Genomic DNA, 17,783 nt, shown 5'->3' with positions numbered 1-17,783 from the left:
TATTTTCAGCTCAAGATAAAAAAGGCCTCCAAAGGGGCCTTTTTTATTTTATCGGGAATAAATTACAGTCTTTCCCAGAGTATCTCCCAGTTCCCACCAACACCTGGCTCGAACTGTATTGCACCTCTTTTTACTTCCTTACAGTAGTGGGAGTAAGCAGAGTCCTTACACTCATAGACATTACCGTCACGGCCCAGGACTTTGGTGCCCGCAGCATAGTTTCTATAACCCCTAGGGAAGACATAATCATAATCCTGATCACTTGAGGATTGGTCATCGTCATTGGAGTTATCATCATCTCCGTTCGAAGTATCATCGTCTCCATTGGAGGTGTCGTCATCGCCGTTGGAGCTATCGTCGTCGCCATTAGAAGCGTCGTCATCGCCGTTGGAGCTATCGTCGTCGCCGCTCGAGGAGTCATCATCACCATTGGAAGTATCGTCATCCCCATTCGAGGAGTCATCATCACCAGAGGTGTCTTCAACCAGGTAGAAGTTCAGAGTGTTTTGATCAACCATGTTGCCATCGCGGTCCTTTACCACCACTACAACCATATGGTGCCCTGCTACAGTCTCTGAGAGAGTCAAGCTAGTACTGGCAGTATCACCATCATCAATGTTATTGCTATAGCTTGATAGAGTATCACCGCCATGATTTACCACTGTAACCTCAACGCTGACATCTCCCGTAGCACTGAGAGCCAAGTCTAGAGAAATAGCACCGCCTGTAATTGTGTATTCACTTTCAAGGCCACTTACCGTTACTTCATAGTTGGGCTCTTCTTCGCTCAACTCGTAACCGATCTCGACATTTTCCAGGCCACTGCCATCTTTTAGATAAATGCGGTTGATACCGTACAGAGGCTCAAAACTATTATCACCATCGAAATCACCGGCGCGGATATCGGTCTGCTCTACATTAATCAACTCAGCCAAATCATGTGACCAGTTTTCAGCGATGCCCTGCTCTTCGGAGGCAATTTCCAAAACAGTGCTGTAAGATGAGTTTTCACCTGAGCCATCAAATACGCGGGTATATACTTTATCGCCAACATTCAAGTCCTGCGTCGGATTGATGGTACCCGCAGCGCTCCACTCGGTATTAGTGACATTATCGCCATCGAACTCTACATCGATAACATTGTAGAAAGCGTTAACCGTATCACCTACATCCCAAACAGCCAGAATTACATGATAGCCCTCGCGATCCGGCACCTGACACTCATGAGTTGTATTTACATCTGGCTGTTCATAATTGCCATCTATCTCACAGAATGGGTCGAGATCAAATTGATCGCGAGTCAAGACTGAATTCGGATTCCAATCTTCTTTAGTAATATAGTATTTCCAATCACGAGTTACATGGTTGGCGGTGAAGTACCATTTGAAGGTTTGCCAACCGGAGCTAATATAATTTTTTACCCAGCGATCAGATGTCTGTTCATTAAGCTCAGACCAGGCACTGCTTCCTCCACTGGCAATTTGCCCATCGGCAGGGCCGCTATCGGGAAAGCCTTCAGGACCTTCAATACTCTGTGGTTCCCACTGAACTGCACCGCAATTCAAGTTCATTTCACCGGTATCTAATGCGTATTTACACAGGGTACCACGCGCAGAAGCTACACCACCGTCAGCGGCCTCAACATAACCATGACTGAAAGCATTAGAACTGGCACCGGCTAATACCACTGCCATTAATGTGCGATTGACTATCGGTTGTTTAAATACGGATGCTAATTTTTTCTTACGTAGAATCATATCTCTGCCCATTTATTACTTTACGCTCAACTTCCTTCCCCAGCTGAACACAAATTTTTACTTTTAGAGGATGTAAATCCTGCAACGCTAGCGACAGAGTTATGGACCACCACTAATTGGCACGGTTCCTATTATTTTTATAATTTAAACAAACAACTTTTAGCGTGTCACCGAAAGATAAGTCTAATTTTTAACAAATACCACCCCATTAAAAGTTCCATATAAGCACAAAAATAAAAACATAAATAATGACAAAATAATTTCTTAAAAAATAGAAAAATGACGACCCAAAACAAAAAATAAGACCACAATTTCGGGCAATTACTGCAACATAAAATCAATAAAAGCGACATTTAGTGGTATTTTATTCTAGCAAGGGCAGCCAGGTATAAATCCGAATATACCGCTTATAAAAATATAAAAACAAAATATGGAAGAACTATGAATTTCACACTTAAATCCTCCCAGAAATCAATATGAAACCCTAACTAACTCCACCTATCGCTTACCGGCAAAAAAACACGGTGCACCCACGACAAAATTGAAATAGAAAAAACCTAGAAAACAACGGCCAATACTTCTTCTATAACTAATCGGGCAGAGGGTTTTCCAATGACAATTAAAAATATTAGTTTTTTAAAGCTTTCACTTTACTGAATTCATGCCGACCAGATATCTCTGAGTCCACAGAAAATGCTACCTTTCGATAACTTACAAATAGTATCCCCAATGAATCAAAACCGATATTTTGGGGCCTCAGAGCAACTCTTTGACCCCATCAGCTTTAAGATTTAATCATGGAGTTTCTAAAGCCCAGGATTAATATTAGGTTTGCGATAAACCACAGGTCTTTAATAATAAAAATACCGCTGGAACTAAGTTGCCAGGGAGCTACCCAACTGCCTGGGTAGGAGTAGAGGAAGGTCTGGGTTGTTATAAATACTGCGGCACAAAGCAATAGTCCCGGCCAAAACAGCTGCCGGATATAAATACCCAAGGCGAGGATAGCCAGCGCAATCAAGTCATATATACCGATAAGATTTGAGGCCACCTGCACGCTAAATACACTGTATAACCACGACATCAGTGGCGAAGTGCTTACCAGACCTTCAATCCCCTCAGCCTCAAGCGCTGTGAATTTCATCCCACCAATCCAGAGTAATACCAAGCCGACAGGGAAATAATTGAGCCATATCAGCTTTAGTGGACTCAACGAATCCCGATACAACCAGGTAATACCCAAGGTTAACAGGGCAAAGTACTTAATTATCCCCTGTCCTGAGCCAATTGCCGGAAAGCCGCCCAGGGAGTCGATCCAATGGCCGCTGCCAAGAAGACTCAGTAGGGGCACTAGCGATATTAAAATCAGAAGGATTGCCAGGGGCTTAACAACTCGCTCAAAGCGAAGGACGAGCGCCCCCAAAATAGCGGCGACTGAAAAAATAATGGCAGTCAGTAAACGTATAGAGGAAAGCACTTCCTCATTAGTGACACCGTAAAATTCAAATACGCGCTTGATACCACCCCATTGGCCGGAAAAAAGCGCCGCCGCAATAAGCGCAAAGGCGATGGCCACCAGGGCGAAGGGAAGTTTTCGAAGAAGAAATGACATTTGTTGACGACCTCTTAACAAATTAGAGCTTAGTCACCAGCCTGACCAGAGCCCCTCTCTCCATACAGGTGAAAGGCGGCTCTGGGGTATTGGTTAAATCTATGTCGTCTTGGCCCGGGGAATTATTACACCCCCATAGAGAATGACATTTACTGTTACTCCAGTATCAATGTGCCCCGATACATTTGCATCTGGCAGTTGAACGGGTATTCACCCGGCTCGGCTTTTGGTATTTCCACCAAGGTGTCCTGGTTCAGGGCAAGCTGAGCGCTGACTTCCAAGTCTGGAAACAATACCCACTCGGAGCAGGGACTTGGGTCCTCCCGGTGAAAATGCAAAGTCGCTGTGCGACCGGCGGGCAGGCGGATAAGATCCGGTTCGTAAACTCCATCCTTAACCAGAATCTGTAAATTATCCGTGCTCGGCGTCGCCTTACTGGCACTTCTTTTTGGCCCCAACCAAAACCACCAGATAACAGCCAGAATCATCAGCACACCGACGATATTTACGAGAACTTCAGCCATTTAGCGAGCCTCCGATGGTTTAAAGAAGCGCAGGCGGTTGGCATTACTGACCACCGTCAGGGAGGAAAGCGCCATAGCACCACCGGCAACAATGGGGCTCAGTAACATACCCGTAATCGGGTAGAGGACACCGGCGGCGATGGGAATACCCAGAGTGTTATAAATAAAAGCTCCAAACAAGTTTTGCTTGATGTTGTGCAAAGTGGCCCGGGACAACTCCACGGCATTGGCGACCCCGTGCAGGGAGGAACGCATTAGGGTGACATCGGCGCTCTCAATAGCAACATCGGTACCGGCACCTATCGCAAAGCCCACATCGGCCCGCGCCAGGGCCGGGGCATCGTTAATCCCGTCACCCACCATACCCACTCGCTCGCCTTTTTTTTGCAATTCAGCGACGATCCCCTCTTTATCTTCCGGCAATAGTTCTGCGTGAACCCGATCGATGCCCAGTTGCCGGGCAACCGCTTCGGCACTGCCGTGATTGTCCCCGGTAAGCATTTCAATGCGTAAACCCAGTTTGTTCAGTCGCTCGATTGCAGCTTGCGCATCAGCGCGAATCGGATCGGCTACGGCAATAATCCCCCGCAACTTGCCGTCCACGGCGGCGTACATCACCGTGCGCCCCGCCGCAGCCAACGTGGCTGCCCGCTCATTCCAGACATCCAGGGAAATGGCTTCCTTTTGCATTAACTTGGTATTCCCCAACAGCACGCGACTGCCACTGATATCACCACTCACACCGTGAGCTGTGATGGCTTCAAAGTTGGCTGGAGACTGCAATTCAAGGTTTTTATCGTGAGCTGCCGTCACTATGGCTTCGGCCAAGGGGTGCTCTGAGCCCTGCTCCAGGCTCGCTACCAAACGCAGCAGTTCATCGCTGTCGCCATCGCTATCGATATCTGTCAGACGCGGAGAACCCTCGGTGAGAGTCCCGGTTTTATCCACAACCAGGACATCCAAGGTGCAGGATTGTTGCAGGGCCTTGCCGTTGCGCACCAGTACACCGTACTCAGCACCTTTGCCCACCCCCACCATAACCGACATGGGAGTCGCCAACCCCAAGGCACAGGGACAGGCGATAATCAGCACCGAAGTCAGTACTACTAACATATGGGCAACCCGAGGATCGGGGCCCAAGTTGAACCAAACCAGTGCGGCCACCAGGGCAATAATCATCACCACTGGCACAAAGATACCGGATATCTTGTCCGCCAAGCGCGCGATAGGTACGCGGGAGCTCTGGGCATTCTTTACCATCTCGATAATCTGCGCGAGGCGGGTGTCGGAACCCACTTTATCTGCGCGAAACAACAGGCTGCCATTTTTATTCAGGGTGCCGGCGGCGAGGCTGTCACCCTCCGCCTTTTTTACTGGCACTGGTTCCCCGGTGAGCATGGATTCATCCACCAGGCTGCGCCCTTCAAGCACAGTGCCATCCACCGGAATTTTCTCGCCGGGGCGGACGCGCAGCTGGTCTCCCTGCTGCACTTGCTCGATAGGGAGATCCACCTCTCGGCCGTCTCTCAATACCCGCGCGGATGTATCCTGGAGCTCCAACAGCTTCTCCACTGCGGCACTGGTGCGCCCGCGAGCCCGAATTTCCAGTGCCTGGCCGAGGCTGATCAGGCCAATAATCATGGCACTGGCCTCGAAGTACACATGTCGTGCCGCTTCCGGTAAGAGATGGGGAACCAATACCACGATCATGGAGAAGAGCCAGGCCGTTCCCGTGCCCAGGGCCACCAGCGTATCCATAGTGGCATTGTGGTGACGCAGTGCCTTCCAGGCGCCACTAAAGAAATTGCCGCCACAGAAGACCAGCACCGCCAGGGTAATCAGTCCCATAACACCCCAGGCCAGCTGCTCCGCAGGGGTATTCACCGATACTTTGTCGGTGATCAGCCCCCAGGCCATCATTGGCACGCCCACGCCCAGAGCAAATGCCGAGCGCCACAACTGCTGGCGGTAGTGCCGCTGTGTCTGCTCCCGCTGTTCCGCGCGCTGCTCTCGTTCACTACTTCGCAGGAGTTCGGCGCCGTAGCCCGCGCCTCGGACAGCTTCGATACAGGATTCAGCCTCTGCCGGGCCGTATACCGACAGGACTTTATCGGACAGGTTTACCCGGGCATCAGTCACCCCAGCTACAGCCTTAACCGCAGTCTCAATTTTGTTAATACAACCGGCACAATTGACTCCACTCAAACGGAACACCGTTGGCGCAGATTGTTGCTCCTTCGTCATCTTGCTCTCCCGCAACACCAATTACAGCGACAAAGTTACAACCTTACCGCTAGGGGAAGGCAACAGTTGGCAGCGCACCGCCCGCCGAAATTTCGCAGTCAATTCATCCTTCAGCTTAGTGGTTGGCACCAGGGGCAGGAAAAGGCTGAGGATTCGCCAATGATCGCGCATGCGATGCGACGGAATGTTATTATCGCGCCATGACACATCCCCTGCTTCCCGAAAGACCCCTGAGTATCTCTCCTTCTCTGGCTGCCACTGTCGGCCTGGAGGAAGCTGTGCTGCTCACTGCGCTTGGCGACCTGGCTCCATTCCTTCCCCTGGAGCCCTACGGAGGCCGGGATTGGTATACCGCCGAGGGGGAGCAGCTATACCTGCTGCTGCCCTTCTGGCAGGCAGCAGATATCCAGCGGGTGGCCACCAGCTTGCGCAACCAGGGTGCCCTTCTGCTGGGGGCGGCACCATTCGGCAGTAGCGAGATTCTGAAGTTCGCCCTGCCCGGTGAGTACAAGCGCCCGGTGGCAACACCCCCTACCCCGTCCAACCGCAATGCCAACACCATTGCCCCCAGTTGGCAGCCGGATAGTGAAACCATGGCGCGAATCGCCCAACTGGGTATTCCCGAGCACTTTGTAAGGGAGCAATTGCCAGAGTTTGTCACTTACTGGCGCGAGCGCGCCGAGCCCCGCCACTCCTTTGGCTCCCTGTTCCTGCGCCAGGTTAAAAGCAAGTGGGAGGCTTTTCGCGCAACGGCTCAGCGCAAGCAGCCACTGCCCAACGGCTGGCAACCCAGCGATGAGACCCTACGCAAGCTGGCGGACGAGGGAGTCCCCAGCACTTTTGTCGGCCGCGGCCTACAGCGCTTTCTCGATTACCACCGCTCCAGTGGCAAGCAGTCCATTTCCTGGGATTTGGAGTTCAATGACTGGATTATGGAAGACTGGGAAAAGCAGGACACGCCATTTATCGAAAAGCGCAAGCCCACTGCTATGTCCCGCGACTGGCAGCCCAGCGAGCACACCTGGGAGCAGTTACAGCGCCTGGCCATCAATCCGCGCTTTGCTGCCGAATTGCTGCCGGAATTCATTTATAAATGGACCGAGCGCGGTGGCCACAGTGCCCGCTGGGGTGAACTGTTTATCGAGTATGCGCGGGAAGAGTGGGCCTATTACTGCCAGGGTATTGAGAAAAACCCGGTGGCCAAACCCATCTCCCGCAACTGGCAGCCCAGTGGTGACTGCCTGAGTCATTTGATGAACCAATGCGAGATAGATCGCGACTTCGCTCTATCCCTGGTTCCGGAATTTATTATTTACTGGCGCGGTCAAAATGCCGCACGTAAAAGCTGGGACGCCGTATTTGTGCGTCACGCGCGCCACCAGTGGGCGGAGCGCAACAAACTGGCAATAGGAAACTCTTATGGCAATCCACAAGACTCCCACAACAACACCAACCAGCGCACCCGCGACCGGTCAATCGGCGACATACTCACAGACACAAACTGGTAGTGAACAGGGCCAGGAACTGCTGAACGAAAAGAAGCGCGCAATCAATGAAGTATTTGCGCTGTTTAAACTGAATTATCACAATCAGTTCAGCGCAGCGTTTCCAGACACTGAAACCCTTCACCACGCCAAGCGCCTCTGGCTGGAGGCCCTGCTTGCTTTCGCTCCCCAGGATATAATGCAGGGTGCCAAGCGAGCAATCCTGCAAAGCGAGTACCTGCCCACCGTACATAAAATGCTGCAGCTGTGCGCCGCTGGGGAGAATGGTTTACCGGAAGCACGCGCCGCCTATCGCGAAGCCTGCAATGCCCCCAGCCCCAAAACCAATTACAACTGGAGCCACTTAGCGATCTATCACGCAGGGCGGGAATCCAACTGGTTTTTTCTTGCCAATAACCCCGAGTCTATCGCCTACCCGGTCTTTGCTGAGCACTATCGAAAAATATGTGAACGAGTCCTGGGGGGAGAAAAACTAACCGCTCCAGAGCAATTAAAGCTGGAGGAAAACCCCGGCTCACCACTTTCCAAGGAAGAAAATTCGAAAAGACTCTCGGAGATGCGAGCAAAGCTTGGCATTTAGAAATTAACAGCCAACTGCTTACTCTGACTTTGAATACAGGGCCTGATACCTAAAGGCCCTCACGCCAATGACTTGTGAAGTAAAAGCCCTGATCTAGCTTTACTGTGCTTGAAATAAAAATAAACAAAGCACAGGACAGATCATGAATAATTTTAAGACCACCGTAAAAACAAGTTTGTTTTCCAGCCTTATATTCACTTTCGCTACAAATACCAGCGCTGACTTTGCCAACAGGAAATATATTGGGGCTACCCTCGGTGAAACCTCTTATCCTCAATTTTGCTCATCTGCAAACCCCCGGATAAAATCACAGATTCCTCAAGGATCTACAGACGGACGCTTTCATTGCAATAGTAGCGGCAGTACGATTAAGTTTTATGGCGGCTTGCGCTGGAACAGATACCTCGCCCTTGAAATCAGCTATCTAAAACCTTCAGCTGCGCAAAGCAGCTTTTATACCAATAATGAAAATGGAGAGTATGCAAAGGCTGCATACCAGGTTGAGACACATTTATTGACCGCCTTTTTATTGGGTTTTTATCCTGTTAACTCCAATATAAATATGTTTGCCAGAGTCGGGGCTGGAGCTTGGAGAGGAAAATTATCAGAGCAACAATCCGCTCAATTTTATATCCCCCAGCAATTATCCAATGGACAATTCACGGCACAACTTCAGACGTTCGATAAAGACAAGTCCCAAAACCACAAAGGCCCTCACTGGGGTGTTGGGGTCGGCATGAATTATATCTATAGGAATCACTGGATTTGGAGACTGGAGTGGGAGAAACTGGAGCCCACTGGAGTAGACTTCAATGCAGAAACACTATCACTGGGTTTAGGGCGGCTTTTTTGAATTTTGTTAATTGACACCTATAACTTTATACAAATTAAATAGAGTTCCCGCGAACTATTACTGGGAACTCTACCTTTAGGCGCCGAATCCAGTTAATAGAGTAGGTCCTACCTTCGATCAATCTAAAAGACGTTATTATTTTGGTGGTTGCCTTAATCAAATTTCACTCTAAAATCAGCTTCAGCGGTCCCCCCATATAAGCTAAACAAGGTCAAACCATGAACCGCTTTAGCCCCCTATTCATTATTTTTCTACTTTCCTTGCCTGCCCTTACTTGCGCCGATTTCTACTCACACAAATATGCTGGTATCTCTTTCGGTAACCAGCATGCCAATAACTTGTGTAGCGAAGCAGAGAAGCGGGTTCAACAAATTGGCGCCAGCTTAGATCAAGTGGATCTCAGTCAGTGTGATGATAAAAATAACGCCTGGAAACTATTTGCAGGAATTCGATGGACACCTTACCTGGCAATTGAAGCCAGCTATCAAAATTTCAATAAGTACCAGCTGAATACCCATATCTCATATGGGGATGGTGAATATTTAAACTATTTCTCTGATTTTGATAGCCAGCTTTTCAATATATTTTCCCTGGCGTATCTTCCCCTGGGAGAGTCATTTAGCTTATTTGGGAAACTTGGCACCGGCATCTGGTACGCGGAAACCAATGAGATTCAGAAGGGTGAAGTTTTTATCCTATACCAGCTTGAAGATGGAAGTTTAATAGAACAATTAACTCCAGTCAGAGGTGAATTAACCGATAGCAGCAATGGATTCCACTGGGCTTATGGTGCTGGTATTAACTATAGCTATAGGGGTAAGTGGAGCCTACGGATAGAGTGGGAACAGTTTTCAAAAATTGGGGGCGATACGTTTCTGGATGAAATAGATAGTGAAGCTATCACTATGGGGTGGAGTATTAACTTTTGATAAAGCAAGGAAGGTTCAACATTAATTATTCCTAGAAAAACAGCTATCAGCTCACCGATTCAAACAATAAAAAAATGAAAAATAAGAAAAAAACCTACAAGCAAAAGATCTAAAAGAATACAGTGAAGACTATAGAGCAAAAATAGAATTTGAAAATCGATCAAAAGATGAACATAAATTAATTAAAACATTTTCACTATTATTTTTCACTATATTACTTATTATTTCAGTTTTTCTTTCGGGTTACGCTCAACGATATGACGAACTTTTAATGGCCATTACCTTTGGGATTATACTTACTTTATACGGTCTTAACTGGCAACTGGAACAGAAGAAAATTAACACCCCCCTATCTGCAGTAATTGCAATAACAAGATGCGGCGCTGTGAATATACCAGCGGATGCAGGTGGCAAGATCTGAGGGGAATCGTCTATCTATGTGAAGACTGCAAGTCAAAAATAATTGATACTGAGCCATCACAATCTGGTTAACTCTCAGTTTTTTAAGGCCTCTCTTTCCTCTCTCATAAGATATAGATAAAATCAACATCTAGACTTCACAAGATTAAACAAAACTGTATCAATAAGTATTATGCCAAGATTTCTCAAGGCTTCAGCCCTACTGTTTTTTCTTTTTATTCTTTGGGTTATCTATCTAGCCAATACCGGATCGAATAGTATATTTTTTGACCTTGTCCGTGCTATCCCCTATGGCGATAAACTAGGCCATATCGTCTTGTTTGGTACTTTTGGCCTTATCCTGATACTTGCCACCCGCGCCACTTATTTTAAGCTCGGCTTTATTAGAGTTTACTGTGGTGCTATCGCAGTGCTTGGCTTTGCCCTGATTGAAGAGATAAGCCAGGCATTTGTTCGCTCAAGGACTTTTGACTTACTTGATCTGGCCGCCGATATCGTTGGAGTGTTACTTGCGAGCTCTCTAGTATACTTGGTTCAGAGAGCCCGCAATATTAACAATTTAAACCAGCCTGAAAACCCCGGCGCCACTAGTGAGACAACAGACGATTGACATCCCTCCAATCAACCAATTTAAAATTCTGGGCTGCGCTGGGCATTCGGTTGCGCCCATCCTGAACAACTAACAAACCTTGAGGATATTCCGCACCCAAAGCTGAACTGGTAACGGCCAAACCATCGGTCTCCGAGCTGCCATCCACACCTAGCTGGGAATTCATACCAACCCGAAAATGGGTAATAAATTCATTCCCACTACGGCTGAATAGTACATAGCTATCATTACCTTGACTGGATATCACTAGATAGCCCTTGTCGCCATCCTGATAAAGTGCCAATCCCTCTATATCTGCCACCAGCTTTTCACCATCCACTGCTGCCACCAACTCTGGAGAGGCCTCTGATAAGGACTTTAGGTCCAGCCGCCAAATCCCCCGGTCCTCCTCAGCAAAAAACAGGGTTCCGAACTGGTCATCCACAACACAGCCTTCAACCTGTCCATAGTCATCAAACTGGATACCCTGCTCAATCTCAAACTTATTGGAGGACTCAGAGACATTGATTTTGAGCTGATGCAAGCTGGCCTCCTTATCAGAAACCCAGGCATAAAGCCCACTATCGTCCTGTTGCAGGCACAAGCCATAGGGATCATGAAGCCCTATACCCCGGTATCCCAGGTGCTCCACTTCGCCCATTGCACTGATAGCAAATAGATCCAAACCGGGATTAGTACGATTAGAGGCAACGGCAATCGCATCAATATTAGGGTGGGAAATTTTACGGATATCGACATTATTGACCCTGCCCACTGGAAAATGCTGTTTTAACCCGCCGGACAGATGATAGACATTGAGCCCCTTTTTTTTATCTGTAGCAAAAATCAGGCTGTTTGCCGGCGAATGAGAGTTCACCCAAATAGCGGGATCATCAGCAGCATCACCATAAGAGTGAACGGGGTCAGTTTGTCCCCTGGCGGCAACAGTGGGAATAATTTCAAGCGGATTATCTGTAACGCTGGTCAGCTTGTTATTTATCGGGAAATAGGTTATTTCACTCTGCTTATCATTTAGCACGGCCAACCTATCACCAAAAACTGCAATAGAGGCAGGACTTTCTGCAGGCAATGTCCAAGACTGGTCGGGCCTACCACTTCCTGACAAGTCGAAAACCTGTACTCCCTGTTCCACAGCAATCCAGATTTGGTCCTGCTGATAATCCAGTTGCAAGCTGCCGAAATCATCACCGAGCTGTTTCGCCGAGATTAAAAACTCACGCTCCTCATCTTGCTCTGCATCGGCATTCAATGCCAATATCCCTATAGGCGGCTGTGATACCAGTAATCGCCCCCGACGGTTATCCACGCTACAACTATTAACCTCCTCCCCCAAATATATTGGGCGGATCTCGGTAAAGTCCCAGTGCTCATCACTGGGAGAAAGCAGGTACTCAAATCCCAGTCCGTCCTCTCCAATGGCAAACAGGTGATCTCTTCCTGCTTGTAGTGAAAAACAGAGTGCGCTCACAGGCTTGGCACTCTCAAGCTTTCCTAAAAGTTGAAGCTGCAAATCATCGTTTAGATCAGTAAATAATTGATATAGATGTAATTCTGCTTCCTGCTCTTCGTAAGCGGCCACCAGGTAGCTACCATCTTCTCTTGGCTGAATTACAAGTGCCTCTACTCTGCCATCCTTTTGAACTTGTATTTCTGCGGAATCATCTACAAGCACCAGCCCCTTATCTTTACTGGATAGCAACAAGTATTGCTGCTCAAGGAAACTGACCAGCTGAATCTGTTCAGCTATCACCCCCTTTAAAGATATGATCTTTTGCGAAGATAATCTTTGACTACCCTTTTCAAGATCGCATCCCAGTAATATAAGGCAGGACAAAACACCCACTATTGAAAAACGCATAATAAAACCTGCTCAGGATTTACCGGAAAATAACAGAAAATATTACTTTTGCAAAAAACAAAACCCCCACAATATTGCAGGGGCTTTATCAAGGTAAGAATTTACACTAACCAAAAAATTCCAGTTAAAATTTTAGAAAGTGCTGTAGCTCAACCCAATCGCATAAGTCGGACCGTATTCTTCGTACTGACCATTAAACCCAGACGTGTGAACATAGTAAGGCTCATCCGTGAGGTTAACCCCAGTAAAAGTGAGTTGAAGGCCATTATCAAAGCGGTAGCGGGCCGACAAATCCAATTGCAAATGGTCTTCTTCGTAGCGGTCATTGACCTCATTTTCAAGGTCTACTTCCAGCAGGCGTTCACTGCGGAAAGCTGCTGACAGGCGCATACTAAAGGCATCGCGTTCATAGCCTACAATAAAGTTGCCGACAAAATCCGCCTGGGAAGGCATAGATATTTTGTCACTGCGATCACTGCTATTGAGACCCAGATCAGCTTCTGAATCGGTTAATGTTGCATTAGCCCTGAGTAAGAACCCATTTTCAAAACCTTGGGTCCAGGCCAGTTCGGCACCGCTGATACGGGCGTTGTCTCCGTTAATCGGTTGCCATACTTCAGCATCATCAACCGCTAAATTCCCTACAAAACGGGTAAAATCGGTATTACTGGAAACCTCAGACATAACAATAAAGTTATCGATACTCTTATGGAAAAGTCCCACAGAGAACATACCCAGGTCGTCCGCATAGTATTCGGCAGATAGGTCGATATTGCGGGATTCATAAGGGTCTAATTCTGGATTTCCAGCTTCAACCTCCAGTTCCCCATCATCGTATTCAATTTTGGCCGGAGAGGGGTTCAAATAGCCAAATGATGGACGCGATAAGGACTCCGAATAGGCTGCACGGAGAACAACATTATCGTTGTAATCAAATTTGTAATTAATACTGGGGAAGAAGTTGTCGTAGTCCCGCTCGTAGTTAACCTCAGTGGCATAAACCTCCTCTGCAATTAAATCGGCACCCGGCAGGGGCTCTTCCGACTCTGCCACATTCACGCCTTCAGCATTAAATTCGGTGCGCTCATAGCGAACCCCAAAAACCAGCTGGGAGCGGTCCAACTCAATAGAATTCATCACATACAAGGCCGTGATGTCTTCATTCATTGCGTAGTCACGGGCGGATGCCAAAGCGGTCTCAGTCTCATCTATGTCAAAATCACTGAGGTTAGCATTGATAAAACTATTCAGGCTTCCAACATTGACGCCAGGTCCAAATGCATCCAAACCATAATCGATACTATTGCGAGAAAAGTCCGCCAGAGTGTAATCCCCACCAAACCCTTCATATACAGTCGCATTTAAGTCACCAGCCTTTTCTCGCTGACGCTCATGTAATCCGAATTTAACTACTGAAGGATTGCCAGCCCAATCAATTTCTCTACTGATATCAATACGGAAGCTGATTTCTTCATCTTCAGTAAAGTTATCTTCAATGACCAACTCATCGAGTTGATAACTGGCCGGGTCCAATACTGCTTCAACATCCTCACTTCCCACCGCCATACGGGGAGTATCACCAGCTTCAACATACCCCAAACGCAGGGAGTCCAAGACAAAATCGGTATCGCGTCGATTGGGTTCAGATTCCTCTGCATGGGAATATCCCAAGGCATAGGACAATCCCCATTGCTCAAAATTATGCTCTCCGCCAAATACCGCAGAAATAATTTCCTGTTCTTCCAGGCGGTCCTTCAGGGACTTCTCCAGTGCTGCCTCTTCCCACTCTGCCGAGTTGGCCGAAATAGTCTCCGGCTCATCGCGTTCATCATCGAGCTTCCAGGAATTGCGCTGGCGGATTTCCTGATCAGAAAAATCGGAGTACAAGCTGTGGAGATAGATGCTTGAGTCACTGCCCAGGTCCAGGTCGAAGTTGGCAGCAAGACCTGTGCGCTCCCGGGTAATACTGTAATCGCGATGTTCTATTTCGGTCGCGCCCTTAGCTACAGAGCCGTCTTCAGCAGTCAGCTCTTCCCAGCTACCGTCAGTCTCAATATTATCTGAGCCAAAATCCCGCTCCTGGTGACTTAGCGCCAAGGCCACCCCGAGACGGCGCTCTCCATCAAGTTCAAAAATATTGGTCATGGTCGCAGCTACTTTGGGGCTGTACTCTTCCTGAAGCTCGCTGTAGCTATTCTCTACGCTTAACTTGTAGCGATTGCTGTCATAATCCAGGGCATTCAGACTTTTAATCTCAATGGCACCACCAATAGAGTCTGCGCTCATATCCGGCGTAAGAGTTTTAAATACCTCCAAACTCGCCAATAAGTCCGATGGAATAACATCCAGGGCTACCGCTCGGGTGTTTGTTTCCGGTGCAGGCAGGCTCACACCATTAATTGTCGCCGCATTCAAATTTGGGTCTATACCCCGCACACCAACAAAACGCCCCTCACCCTGATCTCTCGCAATAAATACACCGAGCATTCGCTGTAACGCTTCTGTGACATTGGCATCGGGGAGTTCACCAATCGCATCAGAAGTTTGCACCGCTACGACCTTATTGGCGTCCCGCTGTCGATCCAAGTCGCTGCGCGCATTACTTGCCTGGGCGGTAACCGTCACAGTTTCCATTACCTGCTCATTTTCTGCGATAGCATTTGCGCTAATGATGGCTGTCGCCAGAGCCGCCAATGGCATTCCCAGTAACCGCAAGCCTGAAGTTCTGTATTTCATTGCGTCCCACTCCCACTTTGCCGGTGGTTAATTGAATTGAACGCAGACTAGAAGGCCGCTATGAACTTTACGTGACATTTTTTTTAAGCTTGTCATCACATAGTCAATTAGTACTGCGACGATAGATGTAAGCCCTGCTATTTACACAGATATCCATCGCCTTAAAAGGAACCATCAAGGCAATTAACAGTAAAAAGCGTCATATACTGAAACCAAATATGGAGCAGTCATGAACGAAAGCCCCAAAAATCCAGCACGCCGCTCTCTATTTAAAGTCCTGGGTGGTGTAACCGCCACCGGTGCTGTAAGCAGCTTACTACCCGGCTGTAGTGGGAGTGAAAATCCCACACGCAACTCCCTCACCTTTAAAGAAATCCCCCATAGACTGGATTACCAACACCATCTACCAGAGGGCTATAAATCCACGGTTCTGCTGAGGTGGGGAGACCCTTTACATAAAGAGGAAACATCTTTTCAGCCTGAAGAACTTAGCGCCAGTAGCCAGGAACAGCGATTCGGTTACAACAACGATTTTATTGCATTTATGCCCTTGGCAGCGGGGACCAGTTCCACCCTGGGGTACCTGCATATACAAAGTAAAAATAGTGATCGCGGGCTTTTATGTGTCAATCACGAATACACTCAGCCCCATCTGATGTTCTCGGGTTATAACGACGAATACAGTGCCACCCGAGGAGTGAGTGCCGAGCATGTGGCCATTGAACAGGCCGCCTGCGGACACTCCATCGTGGAAATTCGAAGAAGTAAACAGGGCTGGAAAGTAGTGGCTGACAGTCCCTATAACCGGCGGATAACTTCTACGACGCCAATGGAAATCACTGGCCCCGCCGCAGGCGACGAACGTTTGAAGACCCGCCAAGATCCCAGCGGAACCCAGGTCCTCGGCACCATAGGTAACTGTGCAGGAGGGAAAACCCCATGGGGAACCGTATTAATTGCTGAAGAGGGGTTTGGTGGCGCTTTTCAGGGAGACCCAAAAAAGCTCGAAGATTCCCGGGAGATCGAAAACCATCAACTTTTTGGTATAAAACCGGAAAATCGCAACTGGGGTGACCACGACCGCCGATTTGATATTCAGGTAGAACCCCATGAGCCCAATCGATTCGGCTGGATGGTGGAGTTTGACCCCTATAACCCCCAATCAAAACCGCGCAAGCTGACCAGTTTGGGGCGCTTTGAGCACGAAGGCTTTACCCTGGTCTGTAAACCGGGGCAACCGATCGTTGCTTACGGCGGCGATGATGATGAACATCAATTTGTCTATCGCTATGTATCCCAAAATAACTATCAGCCCGAAGATCCCGATGCAAACCGAAAGCTACTCATTAATGGCACTCTCTATGCCGCGCGCTTTGCCGACGATGGCAGTGGCGAATGGCTGCCGCTGGTATACGGCCAGGGCCCACTGACCGCAGAGAATGGTTTTCGCAATCAAGCAGATGTAATGATTGATGCCCGTCGCGCAGCCGCGCTACTGGGAGCCACGCCGATGGATCGGCCGGAGGACGTGGAGACTAACCCCCACAATGATTGCACCTATGTAATGCTGACCAAAAATAAGAAGCGTAGCGATACCGATGCCGCCAACCCCCGCGCGCGCAATACTGCCGGCCATGTATTGGAAATAGCGCCTCCCGGGGAGAAGGGAAACCGCGACCACACAAGCGCACAATTTCAGTGGCAGCAATTTCTACTTGGTGGAAACCCCAATGCTGAAAACCCGGCTGAAAGGGGCGCCTATGGACAGCAGTCCCCTTACGATATCTCTGAGCACGGCTGGTTTGCCAATCCCGATAACGTCGCTTTCGACCCCAGGGGCAATATGTGGATTGCTACCGATGGCTGTGAGCGCTTTGGGTTCCACGATGGACTTTGGGCAATGGCTACTGAGGGGCCTTTGCGGGCGGCACCCAAGCATTTTTTTGGCTGCCCGCAAGGGGCTGAAGTGTGCGGGCCGGAATTTACTCCCGACGGAAAAACCCTGTTTATTGCCGTGCAACATCCGGCCGATTCACGCAACTCCACTTATGACCACCCCCTGCACCGCTGGCCAGATAATAACTCCCTGTTACCACCTCGGCCATCGGTACTGGCCATTTACCGTGAGGACGACCAAATAGTCGGTAGCTAGGCG

12 protein-coding genes are annotated in these 17,783 nt (G+C 48.6%); 6 read left to right on the top strand and 6 right to left on the bottom strand.

Annotated features, from left to right (window positions below):
- Positions 1 to 62: 62 nt before the first annotated feature.
- The 4 genes from gbpA to ACYX4J_RS01795 form a co-directional block, all read right to left on the bottom strand.
- Positions 63 to 1,757, bottom strand: a complete 1,695-nt coding sequence (gene gbpA / locus ACYX4J_RS01810; RefSeq protein WP_476177739.1) for an N-acetylglucosamine-binding protein GbpA — start codon at positions 1,755 to 1,757, stop codon at positions 63 to 65.
- Between the two features lie 784 nt (positions 1,758 to 2,541).
- Positions 2,542 to 3,369 (bottom strand): DUF417 family protein, encoded by an 828-nt coding sequence (locus ACYX4J_RS01805; protein WP_444915455.1) that lies wholly within the window; start codon positions 3,367 to 3,369, stop codon positions 2,542 to 2,544.
- A gap of 155 nt (positions 3,370 to 3,524) precedes the next feature.
- Entirely contained in the window at positions 3,525 to 3,893 is a 369-nt protein-coding gene (locus tag ACYX4J_RS01800) for a cupredoxin domain-containing protein (RefSeq protein ID WP_282931156.1), read from the bottom strand.
- Positions 3,894 to 6,137 (bottom strand): heavy metal translocating P-type ATPase, encoded by a 2,244-nt coding sequence (locus ACYX4J_RS01795; RefSeq protein ID WP_445361075.1) that lies wholly within the window; start codon positions 6,135 to 6,137, stop codon positions 3,894 to 3,896. It abuts the gene before it with no gap.
- A gap of 200 nt (positions 6,138 to 6,337) precedes the next feature.
- Here ACYX4J_RS01795 and ACYX4J_RS01790 point away from each other — a divergent pair, with 200 nt between their 5' ends.
- From ACYX4J_RS01790 to ACYX4J_RS01770, 5 genes are all read left to right on the top strand, one after another.
- Positions 6,338 to 7,645, top strand: coding sequence for a DnaT-like ssDNA-binding domain-containing protein (locus ACYX4J_RS01790; protein WP_108734619.1), 1,308 nt, complete (start codon positions 6,338 to 6,340; stop codon positions 7,643 to 7,645).
- Complete coding sequence (locus ACYX4J_RS01785; protein ID WP_108734620.1) at positions 7,557 to 8,222, top strand: replication protein P; 666 nt, start codon at positions 7,557 to 7,559, stop codon at positions 8,220 to 8,222. Before ACYX4J_RS01790 ends, ACYX4J_RS01785 begins: the two co-directional genes overlap by 89 nt.
- Before the next feature lie 142 nt (positions 8,223 to 8,364).
- Positions 8,365 to 9,075: an outer membrane beta-barrel protein gene (locus tag ACYX4J_RS01780; protein WP_282931154.1), complete on the top strand. Its 711-nt coding sequence runs from the start codon at positions 8,365 to 8,367 to the stop codon at positions 9,073 to 9,075.
- A 218-nt stretch (positions 9,076 to 9,293) separates the two neighbouring features.
- Entirely contained in the window at positions 9,294 to 10,004 is a 711-nt protein-coding gene (locus tag ACYX4J_RS01775) for an outer membrane beta-barrel protein (RefSeq protein WP_444915450.1), read from the top strand.
- A gap of 592 nt (positions 10,005 to 10,596) precedes the next feature.
- Positions 10,597 to 11,034 (top strand): VanZ family protein, encoded by a 438-nt coding sequence (locus ACYX4J_RS01770; protein ID WP_476177738.1) that lies wholly within the window; start codon positions 10,597 to 10,599, stop codon positions 11,032 to 11,034.
- On the opposite strand, the gene ACYX4J_RS01765 is transcribed toward ACYX4J_RS01770, so the two are convergent.
- Entirely contained in the window at positions 11,012 to 12,892 is a 1,881-nt protein-coding gene (locus tag ACYX4J_RS01765) for a phytase (protein ID WP_476177737.1), read from the bottom strand. The two genes, ACYX4J_RS01770 and ACYX4J_RS01765, sit on opposite strands and share 23 nt — an antisense overlap.
- A gap of 132 nt (positions 12,893 to 13,024) precedes the next feature.
- Complete coding sequence (locus ACYX4J_RS01760) at positions 13,025 to 15,628, bottom strand: TonB-dependent receptor (protein ID WP_476177736.1); 2,604 nt, start codon at positions 15,626 to 15,628, stop codon at positions 13,025 to 13,027.
- Positions 15,629 to 15,857: 229 nt separating this feature from the next.
- On the opposite strand from ACYX4J_RS01760, the gene ACYX4J_RS01755 reads away from it, so the two are divergent.
- A complete protein-coding gene (locus tag ACYX4J_RS01755; protein ID WP_476177735.1) occupies positions 15,858 to 17,780 on the top strand; it encodes a PhoX family protein in 1,923 nt (640 codons plus the stop codon).
- The last annotated feature ends 3 nt before the right edge of the window (positions 17,781 to 17,783 follow it).

The sequence above is a fragment of the Microbulbifer sp. ABM4_008 genome (assembly GCF_056311705.1).
Note: the sequence above shows the minus strand (reverse complement) of the source record. Positions and strands in the feature narration are given on the sequence as shown.